The organism is Ensifer adhaerens, from assembly GCF_002940685.1.
Classification (GTDB): domain Bacteria; phylum Pseudomonadota; class Alphaproteobacteria; order Rhizobiales; family Rhizobiaceae; genus Ensifer; species Ensifer adhaerens_E.
On the sequence record NZ_PNFP01000003.1, the window covers coordinates 197,660 to 219,551 of the forward strand.

The window sequence follows — 21,892 nt, forward strand, 5'->3', positions numbered from 1 at the left end:
AGGCAGAAAGGACGGGAGGAAACATGTCCGAGATAGAGCTCAGAAGCGTCGGCAAGAGTTATGGCAGTGTCGCCGTGCTCAACGACATCTCGCTGGAAATGGGCGATGGCGAATTCGTCGTGCTCGTCGGCCCCTCGGGCTGCGGCAAGTCCACGCTGCTGCGCATGATCGCCGGGCTGGAGGATATTTCTGCCGGAGAGATCACCATCGGCGGCAAGGTCGTCAACGCCATGCCGGCGAAGGAGCGCGATATCGCCATGGTCTTCCAGTCCTATGCGCTTTATCCGCACATGAAGGTGTCGGAAAACATGAGCTTCGCACTGAAGCTTGCCGGGGCGCCGAAGGCGGAGATCCAGAAGCGCGTGGCAGAGGCGGCCGAAATCCTCGGTCTCGAAAAGCTGCTCGACCGCTTGCCGCGTGAGCTTTCCGGCGGCCAACGCCAGCGTGTCGCCATGGGCCGCGCCATTGTGCGCGACCCGCGCGCCTTCCTGTTCGACGAGCCGCTGTCGAACCTCGACGCCAAGCTGCGCGTGAAGATGCGCGGCGAAATCAAGAAGCTGCACCAGCGGCTGCGCCGGACGATGGTCTATGTCACGCACGATCAGACCGAGGCCATGACCATGGCCGACAAGATCGTGGTGATGAACGGCGGCAGGATAGAACAGGCGGGTGCGCCGCTCGACCTCTACAACGATCCCGCCAACCTCTTCGTTGCAGGCTTCATCGGTTCGCCGGAGATCAACCTCATCGAGGCGGTCGCCGAGGGCGAGACGGCGTTGACGCGCGGCGGCGTATCCCTGCCGCTAGGCAGACGGGTGCAGCCGGGAACGCGGATCGTCTGCGGCATCCGCCCGCAACACATCACGCTTGGAACAACCGGCGCGCCGGGCCGTATCAGCCTTGTCGAGCCGACCGGCGAGGACCAGGAAATCGTGGTCGATATGGGTGGGGAGGATATCTCGGTCGTCGTCCATGGCGGCAAGCTGCTATCGGCCGGGCAGGACGTGAGGCTGACGATCGATGCCGACAAGGTTCTGCTCTTCGACAGGCAAACCGGGGAGCGCATTCGATGAGCGGTTACGCCAAGCGGCATTTCGATCCGGCCGCCAGGGGGCCGCTTGCCGGCACGCGCGTGCTTGATCTCTCGCGCCTCGTCGCCGGTAACATGCTGTCGTTGCAGCTTGCCGACGCCGGCGCCGACGTCATCAAGATCGAGCCGCCGGCCGGCGATCCGCTGCGCGACTGGAAGGATGACGGCCACTCGCTCTACTGGAAGACCTATAGCCGCAACAAGCGCTCCGTCGTCCTGAACCTCAGGCATGAGCCGGCGATGGCAGCGCTTTGGGCGCTGATCGAAACGGCCGACGTCTTCATCGAGAATTTTCGGCCGGGAACGCTGGAGCGCATGGGGCTTTCGCCGGAAGCGCTGCACGCCCGCAACCCCAACCTCATCATCGTGCGCATTTCGGGTTTCGGCCAGACCGGCCCCTATGCGCAGTTCCCCGGCTTCGGCACGATCGTCGAAGGCATGAGCGGATTTGCCTACCGAACCGGCTTTCCCGACCGCGAGCCGGTGCTGCCGCCGCTGGCGCTTGCCGACATGATTGCCGGCGTCTATGGCAGCTCGGCCACCGTCACGGCGCTGCTTGCGCGCGATCGCGGCCATGCAAAGGGGCAGGTGATCGACCTCTCGCTGCTCGAACCGATGTTTTCCGTGCTCGGGCCGGAAGCGGCGATCTACCAGACGACCGGCAAGATCAAGGAACGCGTCGGCAGCGCCTCCAACACGGCTGCACCGCGCAATGTCTATCGCTGCCGCGACGGCAAATATGTGGCGCTGTCCGGATCGACGCCACAGGTGGCAAGGCGGATTTTCGAGATCATCGGCCGCGCCGACATGAACAACGACCCACGCTTCGCCACCAATTCGGAGCGCGTCAGGAACCGCGAACTCGTCGACGAGGCCGTTGGCGGTTGGTTTGCCCGGCACGATCACGATGAGGCGCTGCAAATCATGCGCGATGCTGGCGCAACTGTCGGGCCGATCTATAACATCGCAGATGCGGCGTCTGACCCGCATTTCGTCGAGCGCGAGATCATCGTTGATGTCGAGGATGCCGAGTTCGGCAGCCTGCCGATGCACAACATCGTGCCGCGTCTCTCAGAAACGCCCGGTGTCTGGCGGCGGCCGGCACCAACGCTTGGGGAACACACGGCCGAGGTTCTGGCCGAAGCGGGATTGGATGGCAACGCGATCGAAACGATCCTGCAGGGAGAGGCCGGATGAGGCTTCGCTCCCTTCTCTACGTTCCAGCCTCGTCCGAGCGGTTCATTGCCAAGGCGCACGAACGCGGCGCGGACGCGATCATTCTCGACCTGGAAGATTCCGTTGCTCCGGACCAGAAGCAGGCCGCACGGGACGGGCTGAAGCACGCCGTGGCGCAGGCGGGACGCGGTGGCGCGACCGTTTTCGTCCGCATCAACGCGGCGCCGGCGTTGCGCATGGCAGATGCCGAGGCCGCCTGCCGTGCCGGCGCCTTTGGTCTCTACGTCGCAAAAACCCGGTCGCCGCAGGAGCTGAACGAGATTGCATCGCAACTCGCACCGATCGAGCAAGAGATTGGTCGGCCGCCGCTCGCCTTCGTGGCGCTTATCGAGGATGCCGGCGCCATTCTCGATGCCCGCGCGATTGCCCGCGTCGAACGGGTGATCGGCCTTGCCGCCGGCGGTGAAGACATTGCGACCAGCATGGGCGCGGAACCGCTGCCGGACGTGCTGCGGCTTCCGAAGCTGATGGTCCATCTTGCCGCCAAGGCGGAAGGCAAGCTGTCCTTCGGCATGCTTCCAACGGTTGCGGACTACCGGCGGCTGGATGTGCTGGAGGCAGCCGCGCGTGAGGCGAAGGCCCATGGGTTCGACGGCGCGAGCTGCGTCCACCCGTCCGTGGTTCCGGTGCTGAACGCGTCTTACGCCCCGAGCGCAGAGCAGATGGCCTGGGCAAGGACCGTGCTCGACGCCGCACAGGCGGCTGAAGCGGTGGGGCGGGGCGCCTTTGTGCTGAACGGCACCATGGTCGACGCGCCAATCATCGAACGCGCGCGCCATGTTCTCGAACAGGCAGGCGACCTTCGCTGACGCATGTCGATGAAGCGGGCGTCGGCTGCACGCGGGCCGGTCGATGCGGGTCCGACTTGGGTCGCCCCGCCACAGGTCATCTCCCCGCATTCAGTCGGATCAGAAGCGTTGTGTGTCGAAGGTCTTCTTTTCCTTGCCGACCGGGGGAACGCCTTTTTGAACGCGCGGCCCATCGTCGGCGCTTGCCACCGTAAGCTCAAGGTTTGCCGTAAGGGCCAACCGTTCGAGATCCTTGGCCGGCGCCAGCGCCCACTTGAAGAGCGCGGCGTCGCCAACAGTCCATTCGGTTTTCGTGGGCGTCGGTCCGGTGAGGCTGGTTTCATGCGCAGCCGGTGGCCGCATCATGCCCACGCCAAGCGCGACCTTGAACGACGAGGAGGGAATGAACGCCGAGACATTTGTGGGGAGAGTGCGCTCGGTTGTGACGGCAGCCGCGGCGGGCGCGGCATTGGCCGTGGCGCGGAGCGTCGGCAGCGGCACGGTGATCGCCGCAAGATCGAAGAACGGCGGCTTTTCGGCTGCCGCCTTCCTCATGGTCTGTAGCTCGAGGGCTTCTTCTCCACGGCTCTTGCGCGTCGGAAGCATCGCGGTCAGCAGCGTGTTGCCGGAGGATTCATCATTCTTGAGTTTGGCCGTGCCGGCGCTGTTTGCAGCCACGATCGAGGTCGCCTTGACCCGTCGCTTGTAGTCGGCCATCGCCTGGTCATACCCCGGCAAAGCCCCGCCGCTGGCCGGAAGGTGGAGCGTCTGCCCCTTCGGGAAGATGCGGGCGAGCTCCTGGCGCGACATGCGCGGCCACGCCCGCACGTTTCCGACGTCGAGATGCACGAAGGGAGATCCAGACGTGGGGTAATAGCCCACCCCGCCGACCTGCATCTGCATGGCGATCTCCCGCAGTCGGGTGAGCTTCACGCCGGGAATATAGAAGTCCATCGCCTTTCCGAGCATATGCTGGCTGTTCTTGGCGACCCCGGTGCTGCGCGAGCGACCACGCAGCATGCTGTTGGTGGCCGGCGAACGGTAGGCCGAGACGACGTTGATATAGTCCTTCGCACCGGCGCGCTGATAGACCTCCCAGACGAGGTCGAGAAGGCGCGGGTCCATGCGGGCCGGTTCGTTCCGGCGCCAGTCGCGCAGGAAACGGTTGATCTGCGTGAGCCCCTTCTGGTCGTATTTGCCGTCGCGCTTGTAGGTGATCGTCGCGCGTTCGCCGGTGTGCGTAAAGAACAGCTTCAGCGACCGGACTTCTGCCGAAGACGCGGTGCTGCTGAAGGTGATCGTGGACGCTGCTATGGCCGCGGTTGCGGCGGCTCTCGCAGCCCACCGGGCGATGCGCTTCGCGCCCCTGACGATGGCAGGTGAGGCACGCTCTGGAGACGCAGTTACAGGATACTCAGACACGGCGGTTTCCGATTCAAACGAGGTACAATCCACCGGCGGCAACGGCCGGCGGCTCGGCTCTTCGACGGAGATTATGGTCAACAAAGGATTAAGAAGCGGTTGATGCCGCCAGCCGCACGTCCTGATGCCGGATTGTTTCACTCGCCGGAAACGGGATCGCTGCCAGGCCGCGCCCAGAATGCACCGCTGCGCCGGCCGGGTGGCGAGGCATGTGGCGGCAGCGCCGTCATCCGTCGATCTTGCGGCGCGGCCTCTTGGCAGCCCGTCCGCTGCCTACTTCACGCCGCCATGGGCAAGCCCGCTCACGAGATAACGTTGCATGAACAGCGCAACCAGATAGACGGGCGCAATGCCGGCGAGCGATGCGGCTGCCATCTGGCCGAAATTCACCAGCCTGTCGCCCTGAAAGAGCGAGATGCCGACCGGCAAGGTTCGCGTGGCGTCGGAGAAGGTGAAGGCCGAAGCAAACAGGAACTCGTTGTAGGACAAGACCGTGACGATGATGAAGGTTGCGACGATGCCGGGCGCGATGATCGGCACGACGATCTGCAGCAGCGTGCGAAACGGTCCGGCGCCGTCCATCGCCGCAGCCTGCTCGATTTCGATCGGCATGCGGCGCAGGAACGGCATCAGCAGCCAGAAGGCGACGGGCACGTTGGCGCAGCCGTAGATCAGCACCAGGCCAGCGCGCGTATCGAGCAATCCCGTTGTCTTCAGAAGGAAGAATAGCGGGATGAGCGCCACGATCGGCGGCGCCATGTAGCTCGAGAGCGTCACGTCCGACAGCCATCTGCCGCCGATCTTCAGCCGCAGGACGGCATAGGCCGACGGCAGCGCCAGCGTGATGGTGACGAGGCCCGAGAGTAGCGAGACGATTACGGAATTCAGGATGAAACCGAGAATGTTGGCCGCTTCGAAGGCCGCGGGCCAGTTGGCAAGACTCGGCGTCGTCGGCCAGAAGCGGCCGTCGAGCACGTCGTCCTGCGTCTTCAGCGAAACGGCGATCAGATAAAGGAAGGGCAGGGCAAAGAAGCCGACGATCGGCGCCGCCGCAAGGCCTAGCCACAGATGCCGTCCGGCAGATCTCATAATTCTCGCCTTTCGAAGTGCTGGTGCAGCCGCACGACAGGCAAGGTCACAAGCCCGATGACCAGCGCATAGATCATCGTCTCGGCCGCTGCGCGGCCGACGTCGAACTGCTCGATCGCCCGTCGATAGATGGCAAAGCCGGCCGATGTCGTCGCAAAGCCCGGTCCGCCGAAGGTCAGAATGTAGACGAGGTCGAAGAGCTTGAACGACAGAATGAGCTTCAGCAGGTAGATCGACGAAAGCGGCGCGGCGACCAGCGGCAGCGTGATGTGCCAGAACCGCTGCCAACCATTCGCCCCGTCCACCATCGCTGCCTCGTGAACGCTCTCGGGAATCGTCGAAAGAGCCGCGAAGCAGAGAATGACGATGAAGGGCGTCCATTGCCAGAGATCGGCGACGCCGATCGCGAGCCATGCGAGTGTCGGATGACCGAGAAAGGAAATCGGCTCGGAGATCACGTTGTAAGTGATCAAGGTGCCATTCAGGAGGCCGCCGGCCGGCGCGAAGATCAGCTTCCATGCGATGCCGACCATGACCGGCGGCGTCATCAGCGGCAAAAGCACGAGGCTCATCAGGAAGCGGCCCGCTTTCAGCAACGAGGTGAAGAGCAGTGCAATCAGGAAGCCGAGCGCGAGCTGCAGCAGCGACGTGGAAAGCGCATAGGCGACGCTCCTGCCGATGGCCGAAAGGAAGATCGGATCCTGCAACGTCGTTGCGAAGTGCTTGACGCCGACGAAGCCGCGGAACGGCTTTCCGAGCGTGCTTTTGCTGAAGGCAAGCGCCAGCAGAAAGATGGTCGGGTAGAGCGTCGTGACGACCAGCGCGACAAGAACCGGCGCGATCCAGGTGAGACGGGCGAGACGCGCCCAAAGGGCGTGCCGGCGCGCGGCAACACCGGCCGCGCTACCGGGCTCCAGCGCCTCGACGGTAAAGGCCGTCATGCGGCCCGGGCCAGATCCGGGCGCGTCGGCCCGCTGCCGGCTCGGGTCGCCAGCAACATGTCCTCGATATCGTCGAGGTCGCGGGATGTGAGCGTAAGGGTTGCCGCGTCGATCCAGCCGTCGATCTGCCCCGGCTCCCGCGCGCCGATGATGGCGCCGGTAACGCCGGGCCAGGAGATCGCCCAGGCGGCAGCGATCGCAGCGACGGTCGTCCCGTGCCGCGCGGCGATCGGCCGCAAGCCTTCGGCGAAGGCCAGGTTGCGGTGAAGCGCTTCGCCTGAAAACTCCTCGTCGCGCGATCGCCAGTCGTCCTTCGGGAGAGCCCGGGCGCGCGCCGGCGTGAAGGCGCCGGTGAGCAGGCCGGATTGTAACGGGCTGTAGGCGATGACGCCGCTGCCATGTGCCTGGACCCAGGGCAGGTCCGTTTCGGCGAACTGGCGCTTGATAGCGGAAAAGGGCGGTTGCACCACATCGACGGGCGCGACCGTTGCCGCGCGCTCCAGAAGCGCCCTGTCGTGGTTCGAAAGCCCGATGGCCCGCACCTTCCCCGCCTTCTTGAGCTCCGCAAAAGTCGCCCAATCCTCGACCGGCGTGCCATCATTGGCAGGCCAGTGCACCTGGTAAAGGTCGATGACGTCGACGCCGAGCCGCTTCAGGGAAGCTTCTACCTCGCGGCGAATGGACTGGGCATTGCCGATGCGGGCGGGAAGGGCGTTGCGGTTGTCCGGGTCCCAGATCAGCCCGGCCTTGGTGAAGATCAGCGGACACTCGGATCGCGGGATGGTCGAGAGCGCCTCGCGGACGATCTCTTCGGAATGGCCGAGCCCATAGACGGGTGCCGTGTCGATCCAGTTGATGCCGCGCTCGACCGCGTGGCGGATGGCGGCGATCGACCGGGTGTCGTCCTGGCTTCCCCAGCCCCAGTCGGGGCCGCCGATGGCCCAGGCGCCGAAGCCAACGAGGGTGATGTCGAAATCGGTTTTGCCGAGCCTGCGCTTCGGCAAGGATCTTGCGCTCATGGTCTTTTGCCTCGTTGGGAAAAATGGCGGGGCGGTGCCGGGAGGAAGCATGCCGCCCCGCAAGCAATCAGCCGTTGGTCTCGATGATCTCGGTCCAGGCCTGGTGGGCGTCGGCGATCGCCTGTTCCGCGCTCTTGGTGCCGGCGAGCGCCAGGGCCAGCTCGTCGGTCAGCGCATTTTCGAGTTTCGGGGCATAGACCGCGGTCGGCCAGGCCAGGCTGTTTTCCAGCGCGCCATCGTCGAGCAACGGCTGAACAAGCGGCTGGAAGTCCTTGAACTTCTGCGATTTCAGCCCCGACTGGCGGTCCGGGTCGATGCCCGATCCGGTGAGCGCCAGAAGCTCCTGATGATAGTCCCTGCCGGTCGCAAACTTGATCAGGTCCCAGGCGACGTCCTTGTTCTTCGATCCGCTGGTGATCGCAAAGCCGAACCCGGCATTGAAAGCGAGGCGCGGCGTGGTGTTACCGCCGCCGACGGGGATGCGCGCCACGCCCCATTTGTCGACGATCTTCGAGCCCTTCGGGTCCTGGGCGTAGCCGCCAAGGTCGGTCCAGAAGTCGATCTGCGCCGCCTTTCCATTGAGAAAGGCGGGCAGCCCTTCCTCGAACCGCGTTTCGAGCGGGGTCGGCAGCGCGTGAGGCGCCGACGCAAGCAGCGACTTCAGTGCCAAAACGGCCTCTTTGCTGTCGAGCGCAGACGTGCCGTCCGGTTTCAGGAAGTTGCCGCCGAAGCCGGTGAGGCGGTTGGCATAGGTGGAAAGGATGATGACCGGGATCTTCGCGCCCAGAACCGCAGCACCATAGATGCCGTTCTTCTTTTCCGCCTCGGTGATCACCCTGGCGTTCTCGTTGTACTCGTCCCAGGTGGCCGGCGCCTTCAGACCGTGGCGGTCGAAGAGCTCCCGGTTATAGAACAAGAGATGGCTGTCGCCGTCATAGGGCAGGCCATAACGGCGGCCGTCATGCAGGGTGTATTGATCGTAGATCGTCTTTATGAAGTCTTCCGGCTGGATTTCGGCCTTGTCGCGCTCGATGAGATCCGTCACGTCCTCGATCACGCCATCTTCGGCGAGCTGGCCCTTGTAGGTGTAGAAGTAGTCGATGACGTCGAACTGGTTGGCGCCCGACTGCGCGTCGAGCGTGGCCTTGACGCTGACCTGGTCGTAGGGGACCGCCGTGACGTTGACCTTGGCGCCGGTCAATTTCTCGAAATCTTCGGCGATCTTCTTGCCGGTGACGACATGCGGCTGGATGATCAGGAGATTGATCGTGCGGCCGGCGTATTTGTTGCCGGACGCCAGGGCCGTCGAAGAGGCAAGCGGCGCGATGAAGGGAAGGGTGCCTGCGGCCGCGAGCGACTTCAGCACGCTGCGGCGGCGATAGGCCTGACCGAAAATGGAACTGGACATGGGATCCTCCGTCGAAATCTGGGCTGGCCAGCGTTGCCGTCCGTTGCGCGCCGGGCAGGGCCCCGGTCTGCGCGTTTGCTGCCCAGCATCATGCGCAAGAAGCGCCAGCTTTCACACATATAGTCTATATATTTTATGCTCTATTTAGGAACGATTTTCCTGCTTGCTCCCGGCGGACGGGGCACGAATTTCTTCGAGACATCGTTTCCGGAGCGATGAAACCGAGGACCAGGGCGCGCCGATTGCATGTCTGCGCGGCGGTTAAGCGCCAAATGCCGCCAACCGACGTCGGCGGTCCACGACAAAAACCGAAGATGGCGAGCAACATATGGTCGCCATGCTTCGTTGATCGGCCTGGTCAATGGGCCGGACGTTGAACTTTCAACGAGAGCAGAATGCCGAGGGATGGCAGGACACCCGCCAAAAGAAGGTTGGTGCCGAGATTGAACTGATCGACAATTCGACCGCCGGCCAGAGACCCGGCGGCAATACCGATGTTGAAGATTGCGACGAACAGGGCCGTCGCCACTTCGACGTCGGATGGGGCTGACTTCATCATCCAGGTTTGCAAGGAGACCGAGACGCCGCCATAGGCGAGGCCCCACAGAATGAGGATGATCGCCCCGCCGAGGGGTGAGTTTCCGAAGAAGGCGAAGGCGAACAGGACGGAGGCAAGAGCGGTCGCAATGGCAAGGAGGGTCGCGCCGACGCGTCCGGCGGCGACGGGGCCCGAAACGAAGTTTCCGCCGATGCCCGCTGCTCCATAGGCAAAAAGCAGGAGGCCGATCCATGCCGCGTCGATGCCCGAAACAATCTGCAGAAGCGGGCGTACGAATGTGTAGGCCATGAAATGACCCGCAACCAGCAGGAACGTGATCGCGAGACCGAATCGGATCCGGCGGTTCAAGAGCTGATTGCCGAACGCGCTCAAGCGGACGGACTGGTGGACAGGCAGTGCAGGCAATGTCCCGAGGTTGATCACCAGCACGATCCCGCTAAAAAGCGCCATGGCGGCGAACGCCATGCGCCAGCCCGCCGCGTCGCCGATGACGGCTCCGACGGGAACGCCGAGTACCGAAGCTGCCGCGACGCCGCCGAAAATGATCGCTGTCGCGACGCCAATCGATCGGCCCGATACCAGCCGCGGAGCAAGCCCCCCGGCAATCGCCCAGATGCCGCCCATGCAAAATCCGACAATGACGCGCGCCGCCAGAAGCAGACCGATCGAACCGGCAAGCGCCGAAACAACGTTCGCAACAACCAGCAGCAAAAGAAGGGCGGTCAGGATGCGCCTTCTGTCGAGCCTGCCGGCCACGAGCACCACGGTGGGCGCAAAGAGCGCGGCCAGCAGCGCCGGCAGCGACAGCGTCAGGCCAGCGGTCCCCATCGACGTTTGAAGATCGTCTGCGATCGGCATCATCAACCCGACGGGCAGCATTTCGGTCGTCACGACGCAGAAGGTCGACAGGCCGGCAGCATAGACGGCGGGCCAATCTTCCCTGTCGGCGCTTTCCATTTTGTGGAGACCCACGGTTTCTTCCTGAAGTTTCATTCGCTTGCCTCTTCACTCTCGAGCGGGGCCGCACAGCGGCGCGCGGCCAATTCTTCATGTCCCGTTGCGGGAACGTCGGGAGGCATTCTTTACTGCTTCTGAAATTCGGATAAATTGCCGCCATATGGAAACAAAGGGGACGAATTGTCCCCAATAGGATATTGCGATGCTGGATCATCTCGGAGATGTGCGCGCCTTTGTTCGTGTCGCAGATGACCAGAGCTTTACCCAGGCGGCGGAACGGCTCGGCCTCTCGCGTTCCGCGGTCGGGAAATGTGTCGCACGTCTCGAAGACAACATCGCAACGCGGCTGATCCATAGAACGACGCGCAGCGTCAGCCTTACGGAAGAGGGGCGGCTCTTCTACGAATACGCCGTCAGGATCCTGTCGGAAGCGGACGACGCAGAGTCCGCGTTGGCACAACGCCATCAGGCACCAAAAGGGCGCCTTCGCATCGACTTGCCGATCGCCATCGGCCGGCTGCACATTCTTCCGGTTCTGCAGCGGTTCCTGAAACGATGGCCCGAGGTCGAGGCGGACGTCTCGTTTACGGATGAGTATCGCGACATCGTCGGCGACGGCATCGACGTTGCCGTTCGTATCGGCGGGCCGACCGACAATCGCCTGATCCGGCGGGTACTGGCCTCCCATCGACTGATAACGTGTGCCGCGCCCGCCTACTTGCAGCAGCGCGGAACGCCGCAGTCCATCGAGGAACTGGCGCGTCACGACCGGATCGGGTTCAAACACGCAGGCGGACCTGTCGCGTGGCACTACAGGATCGGCGGGGAGGACCGGGACGTCGGCGTCAAGGGAAACCTGCACCTTGGAAACACCGAGGCAATTCGCGACGCCTGTCTCTCGGGGATGGGTCTGGCGCAGCTGAGCGCGTTTCTGGTCGGCGGCGACATCAGGCAAGGCAGGCTTGTCCCGGTCCTTGAAGAATTCGAGCGCGACGAGCCGCCCGTTTGCGTCGTCTATCCGACACGCAAGCATGTTTCTCCGAAAGTCCGCCTCTTTATCGAGGCCATTCGAGCGGAATGGGCGAACGGTGCGCCTTGGGCATGAACCGTTTCTGCCCTTCGACGCAGCCTCATTTGTACCGCCATAGGTCGATGGGGGCCGCAACCCGACGCCCATGCCGACTGCTGCAATCTCCTCGCGGGTTGCGAGCCACCGTCATGCGCACTACCTGTGATGCGCCAACAGCAGCCGCAACGGCCTGTCCTTGAGGTGATGATGAAACTGCCCCCGCAAGCCGGCGGTCCGCCTGCGAGCAATCCCGACGTGTTCGACGCATCCTGCTCGGCCCGGCATGCGCTCGAGTTGGTATCGACGAAATGGGCGATCCTCATCATGTCTGCGCTCGCGACTGGCTCGATGCGCAATGGCGCCTTGCTGCGCAAGGTCGACGGCATCTCGCAGAAGATGCTGACACAGACGCTCAAGGACCTCGAACGCAACGGGCTCGTGCAACGCCACGATCAGCAGACAATTCCGCCTCATGTCGAATACAGCCTGAGCGCGATCGGCCTCTCGCTCAGCGAAACGCTGATCAGCCTGGACCGATGGGCGGAGCGGAACTTTCCGGAGCTGGACCGCTTCAGAGCCCAGTTTGATACCGCCACTGGCGCGGCGAAGGCGGCCAAGCGGCTGAAGATCCGCGCACCGTAGCAAAGGATCGATTGCCGTGCGGGTGTCGCTACGCCCAGACGCGCCCCGATCGCGGCGTGTCGATCTGGTAGTCTGAGGTGTGAGCGCTGAAGAAGTCCCGGCCGAAAAGGCGCGCGCGCCCGATCGGATCGCTCGGGTCGCGATGTATGTCGCTGCGCGCATTGCCATGGCCATGAACGACGCCGACGAACGTCGAACGCGTATAGCGGCTGAATTCCTGCAGCTGATGCTCCGGTCCAGCCGAAACGGTGGGGTAGGTCTCTTCGGAGCTGAGAACGAGGCCGATCCGTTTTCCGGTCATCTGCGCGACCACGGACGCCGAACGCGGATGCGACGCGGCGACGTAGCAGAACATTCTGTCGAAGAACGCCTTCAACTGCGCCGAGACGCCATACCAGTAGATCGGGCTTGCGGCCACGAAACCGTCGGCGGGAAGGTAAGAACCGAAGAACGCCCGCCGGAAGCCGTCACCGATCGCGCATTCGCCATCGCTCGACCGGCATTGGCGACAGTCTCTTAAGAGGGCCGACAGGATGTCGTCGGCATGAACGGTCTCGACCTCGTGGCCTGCCTCGCGCAAGCCTTCCGCCACGGCATGTGCCATCGCCGTGGAGTTTCCGTCGCGTCGCGGGCTGGAGCAGAGAACCATTGCCTTCATCGATACCATCCTCAAACAGCGGGGCCCCGGAAAGACTGATATCCCGGTGCTCTGCTGCATGCCTATTTGGCTGGGGGCTCTTCTGACAAGTACGCACCTTGCGGTGCCTATGTCGCGCTGCGTTCGCGTGATTGAAGCGAATGCGGTCGGGCGGACCCGTTCCTCCTGCAAAGCCACGGCCTGCGCTCGCTCTTTCCCCGTGCGTTCCGGCACCACCGATCCGCTATCTGAGTTGAGGTCAGCGACGGCCAGTTCGATACCTGTCGGGCAGGGCGCCGCGATGCGTCGGCAATGAACTGGGCGGCGATTTCATGCAGTCAATATTCAGAATGTGATCCTGAACATCGCGGCGATTGGGTCCGCTGCCCTACCGCCCTCGCTCGCCTCGTCAATGCAGGCCAAGGATCTCGCGCAGGTTCACATTCTCGCCATCGGACCGGGTATCCAGCGTGCCTCTGAGTTGGCCTATCCGGTCGCGCACAAGTGCAAGCGCGCCCGCCGCATCCCCGGCGGTCAATCGTGCGAGCATCTGGCGCGTGTAATCCGATTGCCGGCCTGCGGGCTGGACGCTCTGGTGAAGCGAAAGCGCAAGTGCCAGGCAGGATGCGTTTCGTTCCCATTCCCTTGCGAGCGTCCCGTTGCCATGGACCAGGCAAAGCAGGCTCCCGAACTCGATGTCGAAACGGCGCAGAAGCCGGAAATCATGTGCCGCCTCTGCCTTTTCTTCCGCCTTGCCGTGCTCGGCGATCCGGTCGAACTGGGAGGAGGAAATCGACGCGTGGTTTGCCGCAATTCGCTGGACGACGAACGTCTGCAACGCCTCGCTCATTTCGAGCATCTCCAGGGCCGATGGGAGCGTTGGGGATGCGACATAGGCGCCCTTGTTGGGTGGAAGGAAAACCAGCCCGTCCTGCTCCATGACCATCAGAACCTTGCGCATGACCGTGCGGCTGATGCCGTAGATGTCGCACATCACGAGCTCTTCCAGTTTGACTCCTGGCTTCAGCTTGCGGTCGATGATGGCATTCCAGAGGTCAACGTGGATCTTCGCCTCGATGCCGCTCAAGGGCGCGCTCTGCATCAAGGCGGCATCTTCGCTCTGCAAGGCAGGAGAGAGGTAGTTGAACTTTGGCATCCGGGACCCGATTGTTCGTAAGGCGTTTGATAAGCTTTACATGGTTCAGCAGGCGCAAATCAATCGGTGCGGTCTTTGTTGCGCAAAACTGTATCGACGGATTCCGATTCCAGCTCAATCAAGGGCCATCCAGGTGATACGGCAGCGGATCGCGTGCGTGCAATCGCGTCCGGAGTTTCGATGACTTTTCCATACAAAAATGCCCGCAACCAATACAGATTGCGGGCATTATGACTTGACGATGCCTTTCGTCAGAAGCTGCGCTGCAGGCGGACGAAGCCCGTCACGTAGTCGTCATCCTTGAACTTGGTGTCGTAGTCGACCTTGACGTAATTGACGGTTGCACGAGCATCAAGACCTTCGGTGATCTTGTAGTCCGCGGTGACGCCAACCTTCCAAGCATTGCCGTTGCCGAAGCTCTCGTTGGGCGACGCAGCGCCCCTCCAGGCGGCGTTGAACAGAACGTCCCGGCGCAGATCGCCGAAGTACTGGGCTCCGGGCGTGATCGCCAGCCTGTCGGTGACGTTGAGGCGATAGGCGGCCGCAACGCTCCACTTGGAGGTGGACCAGTAGGCGTTCGGATCCGACGACCAGACGGCGAAGCCCTGGAGCACGCCCGGGCCGAGATCCGCCGAAACCAGGCCGCGGATAGCGCCCTGTTTCACCTCGGTATCATAACCGCCGAGCAGGTCGAAGGAGGCGCCGCCGAGGGAGACAGAGGCAATGGCTTCAACGCCAACGCCGTTGTTTTTCGAGGTTACGCCTTCGAGTTCGTCGACGGCGATACCAGCCTGGAACGCACCGGCGTCGTAGGTGTAGGCGATCGAGTTGAAGACGGTCGTGTCGTTGCCTGTGATGTCGGTTTCGCCGTTCAGGCCCTTGTCCCACCAGCTGGCGAAATGGCCGGCGCGCAGGCCAGCGAGCTGGATGTAGGCTTCATCGAGCTTGAAGTTGTTGTGGGCGTCGTTGTCGGTATCCGCCTGGATGGCGATGTAGCTGGTGAGCGCGCCGTACTCGGTATCGTTCTTGGCCTCGAGGATCAGTTGCGCGCGAGCGAACGCATCCCAGTCGGACGTCGATGGCTTGCCTTCCCAGCGGCCAGCGCTTTCACGCGGACCGAAGTTCGTCTGGAAACGAACGTAGCCGCCGATGCGCAGGCAGGTTTCCGTTCCGGGAATGTAAAAGAAGCCGGTGCCGAAGGCGTCGCAGACGCGGACATATTCCGTCGGCTCCGGTTCGGCCGCGATGATCGCGTCCGCCGCCTGGACGCCGGATGTTGCTGCGATCGCAGCGGCCGAACCCAAAAGTATGCTTTTCATAGTCATGGGAAAATCCCTCTCATTGGTCCTTCGATCAGGCAAGTTGGCTGCTTCACCCCTATCGATTGGGATGCGCGACATACTTGCTTCGCGCTGTGGTTGTTGGCGCCACCCGATCTTCGGTTGGCCAGCGCAGGCAATCGGGTATCACGATTTCATCCAAAGTGAATTCATAAAATTCACAATCTCAATTCAAATTTACAGCTTCTGCGATCCATATTGCAAAATAGATACACTTTCTGGCGGCTGCGCGTGTTGAAGCCTACTTCGCGGCGTTCGCCACGACTGATTTGCATTTCTCAATTGAGATTTGTTTATTTCTGTATTGACATTGAGTTGGGTGGTGTTAGAAAGACGCTGCCTTGAGAAGAAGGCGATCTCCAAGTGGTCAACGCCGCCAGTCCATCCCTGCGACTGGCGGCGTTTGCTTTTGCCCGTGAGCAGCAAAGCGAATCGTCCGGCTCTTATCCTTCGATCGTGAAGGCGCATGCCGCGGGTCCGGCGATTGGGTCGGGAACGCTCGGCCTGCCGCGCAGGCAGCGGAGACTGCACGCGCCGTCCCCTGTTTCCGCGGCTGGCGCGGGCTGTGATCCGGCAACTTTGAGATTCGGCAGGCATCGCCCGATACCAGCGGTTACGTGCAGGCGCGTGGACAAAGCGACGCGCGTGGCCGTACGTGCCAGGAACCTATGCTCTGATCAGTCGGTCTACGGCCGCTCGGGCGTGCTCATAGGGGCTATAGCATTCGGATTTCTGGAAACGCGCCACAACGGCTGCAAGATCCCAGATCGGATTTGTTTGAACCATGAAAAGATCGGCAGACTGTCGGCAATCCTGCGCCTTGAAGTGGCTGTCGCGGATTCCGCCCTCGATCACGCCGGCAACAATTCCGTTCAGTCGCCCGAGATGTTTGCGGAGGGCTGGGCACTGCCGATCAATGGCGAGGAGCAGAACGTCCCGGCGTGGCGATTGCAGCGTCAGGAAGTGCAGGCTGAGGCGATACTGGTCCAGAAGATGATCGACAAGCTTCTCGGGCGCTTCGACGGATCGGCGCGCATTCGCTGTCGCAACCTCAATTCGTTCCTTCAGCATCCTGATGACGATCGCATCAAGCTGCTGTCCGGCGGTCAAGGCGTTGGTGGAGAGCACACTCGAATTCCCGAAAATGGCGGCTCTTCATGAGAGCCGCTGCCGCAAGCGTTCAGGGTCGAAGCCGGAACGTCTGCATGCCATGATCCTACGGTTATGGAGAGATGCCGTGCCAATTGCCAACACTTGGCGAAGCGCGCTCCAGATCGGGTTGAGTCCTGCCGATCAGATGGATTCGGCGGTTTGCCCTTGACCAACAAATAGCCAAATGGCTATGTATTTGCGTGTCGCCATTTGGGCAGAGGTTCCGCGCCGGCGTCCCGCGACTCGCCCTGGCGGCGGGACCGCGCCGAGCCGACATGCCAATAGAGGTCCGCGCGTGTCTGAGAAAAAAGTCGGAAAGAGCGCATCGAAAACGGCGTCCGATACGCCAGAGGCGCGGAAGGGACGCAAGACGCCGCCGACAAAATCGGCTGACGGCGTCATCCTGCTTTCCGGCGGCAATCCGCAGATCGCAAAGGGCTACGGCGACGCGCCGGTGCAGCAGTACATTGCCGCAATGCCGGAATGGAAAGGTGACCTGGGCAAGCGGCTCGACCGGTTGATCGTCAAGGCCGTTCCCTGCGTCGAAAAGGCGGTCAAATGGAACTCTCCCTTTTACGGCATGGAGAAGGGCGTCTGGTTCCTCAGTTTTCATTGCATGACGAAGTACGTGAAGGTCGCCTTTTTCCGTGGGGCGCAGTTCAGCCCGATGCCGCCCGGCGCTTCGAAGCAGCCGGATGTGCGTTATCTCGACATCTACGAGGCGGATGAGCTCGACGAGGCACAGTTGCTGGACTGGATCAAGCAGGCCAGCGAGCTGCCGGGAGAGCGGATGTGAAGTCCTGCCCATATACAGGCGATCTGCATCCCGAAGGGACCGGACCTGCGGATCCTAGGAGCTGCGGGGCGCCGCGGCGGCCTTTCGCCCACGCAAGTGGATAAGCAATCCGTGTCGCCGGCCGAGAGAACCTCGATGACCGCGACATTTCGGTGGCATAGCCGGCGTAATTCCATGTCCGCAGCCGGCGGACGTCAGGAACCTTGCTCGGTCCCATATTCGTCGTGACGCCGGTTCCACACGTAGGGCTCGGTCTGCGGCCATCCCGCGGGTGAATCTTCCCATGTTTCCTGCCGACCGTATGGCGTCAGGTCCAGATACGTCCACAGGCTGCCGAGATACTCGACGCCTCGTGCGCCGTTGAAATAGGTGCGGTAGATACTATCGCCGTCCCTCAGGAAGACGCTGACGCCATGGCGTTCGCTCGTTCTGCCTGGATCATCCGGATCGGCGACCGTGGCCCCCATGTCGTGGTTGAAGTCGCTGGCCATGGAAGAGTACCAGATCGGGTGCTGCCACTGCATCCGGGCCTGGTATTTCTGCAGCTTCTCCAGCGATGCGCGCGAAATCAGAACGATCGAAGTATCGCGTGCATTGAGATGGGCTGGATGGGTCATCGCGTCCACCACCCAGGAACAGCCGTCGCAGCCCGCCTGCCATCCGGGCGCAAACATGAAGTGATAGACGATCAACTGCCGGCGCCCTTCGAAAAGGTCGGCCAGGCTTACCGTGCCCGTGGGCCCCTCGAAGGAATACTCCTTGTCGATCCTTACCATCGGCAAGCGCCGACGCTTCGCGTTCAGGTCATCCCGCGCGCGGGTGAAAGCCTTCTCCCTGGCAATTTGTTCCTCGAGCGCCGATTGCCACTCATCCATTGAAACGATCTCAGGCAGCATTCTCAATTCTCCCTTGTTGTGCGGATTGCTGGCCCGCGTCGTTGCAGCGCTGAGTTCTCTCAGCGGCAACGGGCGCATCACAACGCGGCGGCCCGGCTTGGTCGCCACATCAAAGCTTCAAGACCGGCCTCATGAGCGCGCCATCTCCTTTGCGCCTGCCTTCAATATGTTGCAAAAACATAACATGTCAAGCGAGTACGAAGACGACATGATCTTCAAGGCGTTGGCTCACCCCCGACGACGGGCGATGCTTGATCGCCTGAAGGACCAGCCGCAGACCACGGGCATGCTTTGCGCGGCCTTCGCGGACATGGATCGCTGCACCGTGACGCAGCATCTGAAAGTGCTGGAAGACGCAGACCTGATCCTGGTCCGGCGGGCAGGGCGGGAGCGCTGGAATTCTCTCGATGCCCTGCCGATCTAGCGTATTCACGACCGCTGGATCAGCGCGTATGCCGGACATGCGGTCAACATCCTCGACCGGCTAAAAGCCGTTTGGAGGAATAGGCGCCGGCGCGCACTCCAACATGGAAATCTTATGAAGTTTTATTTGCATGTCGTCGCCGGCTTTTGGATACGTTATTATGTTTGAATAAGATAATATTTGAAAAGGCTATGAGGAATGGACGAACTTCTAAAGTTCCTTGTGATTTGCCGGTAATAATCCATCATCCATGCTTGCGCTCCGCGCGTTCGTTGAATAGGGAATTCTCGTCGGTTTCCGAAAGGAAGTAACAGGGAATTCGCCGCGGCCTGCCGCGAAACGAAACTGCCCCCGCAACTGTAGGCGGATAGTCCCCTCTCGAAATACCACTGGACGATGGTCCGGGAAGGTGGAGAGGGTGCCAAGACCCGTCAGTCAGGAGACCTACCGACACCTGGAAATGAACAAGCCGGGCGGGGTGTCCGGGGAGGTTGTCGATGTCGTTGGTCGCGCCAGAGTGCCGGCTGTCGATGCTCTCTTGGGCATTGTATCGATCATTGTCGTCCTGGCTCGTCCCCTCCGATCCGCGCGATCAACAGATCGGAGACAATGTGCCATGACCGCTTCGCGCTTCCTGCTTGCCGCCTCTGGCTTCGCTTTCTTCGCCACCGCGGCTGCCGCCGAACCCACCACCTATCCGCTGACGCTCGAAAATTGCGGCGAGACGATCACGTTCGACAAGGCGCCGGTGACGTCTGCGACCGTCGGGCAGGCGGCAACGGAGGTCCTCTATTCGCTTGGCCTCGGCGACAAGGTCACGGGAACGTCAGTCTGGTTCAACGACGTGCTGCCGGAATTCGCCGAGGTCAATGCCAAGGTTCCGCGCCTGGCGGACAACGATCCGAGCTTTGAAAGCGTCGTCGCCAAGAAGCCGGGCCTCGTCGCCGTGCAGTTCGTCTGGCATGTCGGCCCTGAAGGTATCGTTGCGACCCGAACCCAGTTCCATGAGGTGGGAATTCCGACCTATGTCCTTCCGGCCGATTGCGTCGCCAAGGACAACTCGATCGGTGTGGACGGCACGCGCAGCGAACTCTTCTCGACGGCAAGCATCCATCAGGGCGTGCGCGAACTCGCACGGATCTTCGACGTTCAAGACAGAGGCGCGGCATTCGTCGCAGAGCTCGTCAAGCGCGAGGCCGACGCCATCGAACGCGCCAAGGCACTCAATCTGACGGATGTGTCCGCAGCGTTCTGGTTCTCCAGCGCGGAGATGGACATCGATCCCTATGTGGCCGGTCGCAAGGGGGCACCCGCCTACATGATGGACAAACTCGGCATCCGGAATGTGGTCGAGTCGGACGAGGAATGGCCTGTGGTCGGCTGGGAGACGATCGCCAAGGCCAACCCGTCCATGATCGTCATCGCCAAGATGGACCGGCGCCGCTTTCCTGCTGACGACTACCTGAAGAAAATCGAGTTCCTGAAGAGTGACCCCGTTGCCAGCCAGATGGACGCCGTGAAAAACAACCGCATCGTCATTATGGACGCGCACGCGATGGACGCCACGATCAGAACGATTGCCGGCATCGAAGTCCTGTCTGCCGCCCTCAAGGATTTTGGATTGGCGAAGTGAACTTCTGCTCCGCGCGGCCGACCCGTGCTTCCCGGCTTGGCCGGGGAGCCATGGGAGCGGCAGCACTCTTTGCCGCTGTTCTTGCCGGCACCTGCATCGGCGAAACGCCGATACCCGTTCTGACGGTTCTGCAAACGTTGGCGAACAAGATCTTCGGTGCGGCCCACGTTGTCGATCCCATCGACGTCGGGATCATCTGGAACTACCGCCTGCCGCGGGCGATCGTCGCCGCCTGCTGTGGGGCAGGGCTCGCGGTTTCGGGGATGGTGCTGCAGTCGCTCCTGCGCAACGCCCTGGCGGATCCCTATCTTCTCGGCATCTCTGCCGGCGCTTCGACGGGAGCGGTGGCCGTCACTGTCGCCGGCCTCGGCGCCGGCGCGGTCTCCATGTCGCTCGGCGCCTTCATCGGCGCCGTGACGGCCTTTCTGATGGTGGCGCTCCTTGCCCGCGCCGCGGGAGGCGGGGTTACTCTGCGCGGTACCGGCCAGATCGTGCTTGCCGGCATTGCCGGATCGCAGCTTTTCAACGCCCTGACGTCGTTCATCATCACCAAGTCGGCGAATGCGGAGCAGGCGCGCGGCATCATGTTCTGGCTGCTCGGCAACCTTAGCGGCGCCCGGTGGCCGGACGTCTGGCTGGCTGTGCCGGTGGCCATTGTCGGGCTTGGCGCATGCATCTGGTACGCCCGCGCCCTCGATGCCTTTTCCTTCGGGGCCGAATCCGCGGCGTCTCTCGGCGTACCCGTTCGCGTCGTCCAGGTCGTGCTGATCGGCCTCACCGCGCTGGTGACGGCCGTGATGGTCAGCATCGTCGGCTCCATCGGCTTTGTCGGGCTCGTGATCCCGCACGCGGCCCGCTTCCTGGTCGGCGTGCGGCACGGACGGCTCGGCCCGGCAACCGCTCTCATCGGGGCGGTCTTTCTGATTGCGGCGGATGTCCTGTCGCGGACCATCGTTCCCGGCCAGGTGCTGCCGATCGGCGTGATCACGGCCCTGGTCGGGGCTCCGGCCTTCGCCTTGATCCTTGTTCGCGGGAGGCGCCGGTCGTGATCCTGGAAGCGCGCAATCTCGGCTGGTCCGTCCGCGGCCGGGCGATCGTCTCCAACGTCGATCTTGCCGTGAGAGAGGGTGAGACGCTTGGCCTCGTCGGCCCCAACGGCTCGGGCAAGTCCACCTTGATGCGGCTGTTGGCTGGCATCGTCAGGTCAACTTCGGGCGAGGTGCGGATCAGAGGGCAGAAGCTGCATGGCATGCCGCGCCGTCAGGCCGCGCAGTTGATTGCCTTCCTGGAGCAGCAAGCCGAGACGACGGAAGCGATCTCGGTTCGCGATGCGGTCGAACTTGGCCGCACGCCCTGGCTCACGCCGCTGCAACCATGGTCGGACGAGGACGACCGGGTTGTCAGGCAAGCCCTCGCCGATACCGATATGGAGGGCTTCGAATGCCGTTCCTGGGCGACGCTTTCCGGTGGAGAACGCCAGCGGGTTCATCTGGCGCGGGCCCTGGCACAGCAGCCTCAGCTCCTGTTGCTCGACGAGCCGACAAATCACCTGGACATCCAGCACCAGCTTTCGATCCTGAAGCTGGTGGCAGACCTGCCGATCACCTCGGTCGTCGCCCTGCACGATCTCAACCAGGC

General features: G+C 62.7%; 19 protein-coding genes, 2 pseudogenes and 1 riboswitch. Of the genes and pseudogenes, 10 read left to right on the forward strand and 11 right to left on the reverse strand.

Translation table 11 applies throughout. From position 1 onward, the window contains the following. Positions 1–23: 23 nt before the first annotated feature. Genes C1A35_RS06995 through C1A35_RS07005 form a run of 3 tightly spaced genes read left to right on the forward strand, consistent with a single transcriptional unit; the run spans position 24 to position 3,135 of the window. Complete coding sequence (locus C1A35_RS06995; RefSeq protein WP_104663627.1) at positions 24–1,073, forward strand: ABC transporter ATP-binding protein; 1,050 nt, start codon at positions 24–26, stop codon at positions 1,071–1,073. Then, positions 1,070–2,287 carry a CaiB/BaiF CoA transferase family protein gene (locus C1A35_RS07000; RefSeq protein ID WP_104663628.1) on the forward strand — a complete coding sequence of 406 codons (1,218 nt, stop codon included), beginning with the start codon at positions 1,070–1,072 and terminating at the stop codon, positions 2,285–2,287. Before C1A35_RS06995 ends, C1A35_RS07000 begins: the two co-directional genes overlap by 4 nt. Further along, positions 2,284–3,135, forward strand: a complete 852-nt coding sequence (locus C1A35_RS07005; protein WP_104663629.1) for an HpcH/HpaI aldolase/citrate lyase family protein — start codon at positions 2,284–2,286, stop codon at positions 3,133–3,135. The genes C1A35_RS07000 and C1A35_RS07005 overlap by 4 nt, the downstream gene beginning before the upstream one ends. Positions 3,136–3,234: 99 nt before the next feature. Here the strand turns inward: C1A35_RS07005 and C1A35_RS07010 are convergent, their stop codons facing one another. From C1A35_RS07010 to C1A35_RS07035, 6 genes are all read right to left on the reverse strand, one after another. Beyond that, entirely contained in the window at positions 3,235–4,536 is a 1,302-nt protein-coding gene (locus tag C1A35_RS07010; RefSeq protein ID WP_104663630.1) for a DUF882 domain-containing protein, read from the reverse strand. A 273-nt stretch (positions 4,537–4,809) separates the two neighbouring features. Continuing rightward, on the reverse strand, positions 4,810–5,625 hold the full coding sequence (locus C1A35_RS07015; RefSeq protein WP_104663631.1) for a carbohydrate ABC transporter permease: 816 nt from the start codon (positions 5,623–5,625) through the stop codon (positions 4,810–4,812). Next, positions 5,622–6,566 (reverse strand): carbohydrate ABC transporter permease, encoded by a 945-nt coding sequence (locus tag C1A35_RS07020; protein WP_104663632.1) that lies wholly within the window; start codon positions 6,564–6,566, stop codon positions 5,622–5,624. Before C1A35_RS07020 ends, C1A35_RS07015 begins: the two co-directional genes overlap by 4 nt. After that, positions 6,563–7,585 (reverse strand): aldo/keto reductase, encoded by a 1,023-nt coding sequence (locus C1A35_RS07025; RefSeq protein ID WP_104663633.1) that lies wholly within the window; start codon positions 7,583–7,585, stop codon positions 6,563–6,565. The genes C1A35_RS07020 and C1A35_RS07025 overlap by 4 nt, the downstream gene beginning before the upstream one ends. A gap of 67 nt (positions 7,586–7,652) precedes the next feature. Beyond that, entirely contained in the window at positions 7,653–8,993 is a 1,341-nt protein-coding gene (locus C1A35_RS07030) for an ABC transporter substrate-binding protein (protein ID WP_104663634.1), read from the reverse strand. Positions 8,994–9,351: 358 nt separating this feature from the next. Beyond that, positions 9,352–10,524, reverse strand: a complete 1,173-nt coding sequence (locus C1A35_RS07035) for an MFS transporter (RefSeq protein ID WP_199772881.1) — start codon at positions 10,522–10,524, stop codon at positions 9,352–9,354. Positions 10,525–10,711: 187 nt separating this feature from the next. Here C1A35_RS07035 and C1A35_RS07040 point away from each other — a divergent pair, with 187 nt between their 5' ends. After that, on the forward strand, positions 10,712–11,614 hold the full coding sequence (locus tag C1A35_RS07040) for a LysR family transcriptional regulator (RefSeq protein WP_104663635.1): 903 nt from the start codon (positions 10,712–10,714) through the stop codon (positions 11,612–11,614). A 168-nt stretch (positions 11,615–11,782) separates the two neighbouring features. Next, positions 11,783–12,220, forward strand: a complete 438-nt coding sequence (locus C1A35_RS07045) for a winged helix-turn-helix transcriptional regulator (RefSeq protein ID WP_199772882.1) — start codon at positions 11,783–11,785, stop codon at positions 12,218–12,220. 28 nt (positions 12,221–12,248) lie between these two features. On the opposite strand, the gene C1A35_RS07050 is transcribed toward C1A35_RS07045, so the two are convergent. From C1A35_RS07050 to C1A35_RS37255, 4 genes are all read right to left on the reverse strand, one after another. Next, positions 12,249–12,878 carry a flavodoxin family protein gene (locus tag C1A35_RS07050; RefSeq protein ID WP_104663636.1) on the reverse strand — a complete coding sequence of 210 codons (630 nt, stop codon included), beginning with the start codon at positions 12,876–12,878 and terminating at the stop codon, positions 12,249–12,251. A 388-nt stretch (positions 12,879–13,266) separates the two neighbouring features. Then, positions 13,267–14,013 (reverse strand): GntR family transcriptional regulator, encoded by a 747-nt coding sequence (locus C1A35_RS07055; RefSeq protein WP_104663637.1) that lies wholly within the window; start codon positions 14,011–14,013, stop codon positions 13,267–13,269. A 251-nt stretch (positions 14,014–14,264) separates the two neighbouring features. Further along, positions 14,265–15,338, reverse strand: coding sequence for a porin (locus C1A35_RS07060; protein ID WP_104663638.1), 1,074 nt, complete (start codon positions 15,336–15,338; stop codon positions 14,265–14,267). Between the two features lie 681 nt (positions 15,339–16,019). Continuing rightward, positions 16,020–16,424 carry a hypothetical protein gene (locus C1A35_RS37255; protein WP_369126476.1) on the reverse strand — a complete coding sequence of 135 codons (405 nt, stop codon included), beginning with the start codon at positions 16,422–16,424 and terminating at the stop codon, positions 16,020–16,022. A gap of 376 nt (positions 16,425–16,800) precedes the next feature. Here C1A35_RS37255 and C1A35_RS07070 point away from each other — a divergent pair, with 376 nt between their 5' ends. Continuing rightward, complete coding sequence (locus C1A35_RS07070; protein ID WP_234822816.1) at positions 16,801–17,301, forward strand: DUF1801 domain-containing protein; 501 nt, start codon at positions 16,801–16,803, stop codon at positions 17,299–17,301. A gap of 194 nt (positions 17,302–17,495) precedes the next feature. On the opposite strand, the gene C1A35_RS07075 is transcribed toward C1A35_RS07070, so the two are convergent. Next, complete coding sequence (locus tag C1A35_RS07075; RefSeq protein WP_104663641.1) at positions 17,496–18,197, reverse strand: DUF899 domain-containing protein; 702 nt, start codon at positions 18,195–18,197, stop codon at positions 17,496–17,498. A gap of 184 nt (positions 18,198–18,381) precedes the next feature. On the opposite strand from C1A35_RS07075, the pseudogene C1A35_RS07080 reads away from it, so the two are divergent. The 4 genes and pseudogenes from C1A35_RS07080 to C1A35_RS07095 form a co-directional block, all read left to right on the forward strand. Next, positions 18,382–18,687, forward strand: a pseudogene (locus tag C1A35_RS07080) (ArsR/SmtB family transcription factor); the annotation flags it as partial. A 208-nt stretch (positions 18,688–18,895) separates the two neighbouring features. Next, positions 18,896–19,087, forward strand: a riboswitch (cobalamin riboswitch). A gap of 150 nt (positions 19,088–19,237) precedes the next feature. Beyond that, entirely contained in the window at positions 19,238–20,254 is a 1,017-nt protein-coding gene (locus tag C1A35_RS07085; protein WP_104663642.1) for an ABC transporter substrate-binding protein, read from the forward strand. 50 nt (positions 20,255–20,304) lie between these two features. Next, positions 20,305–21,303, forward strand: a complete 999-nt coding sequence (locus tag C1A35_RS07090; protein ID WP_104663643.1) for a FecCD family ABC transporter permease — start codon at positions 20,305–20,307, stop codon at positions 21,301–21,303. After that, positions 21,300–21,809, forward strand: a pseudogene (locus C1A35_RS07095) (ABC transporter ATP-binding protein); the annotation flags it as partial. The gene C1A35_RS07090 and the pseudogene C1A35_RS07095, both read left to right, overlap by 4 nt. Between the last annotated feature and the right edge of the window lie 83 nt (positions 21,810–21,892).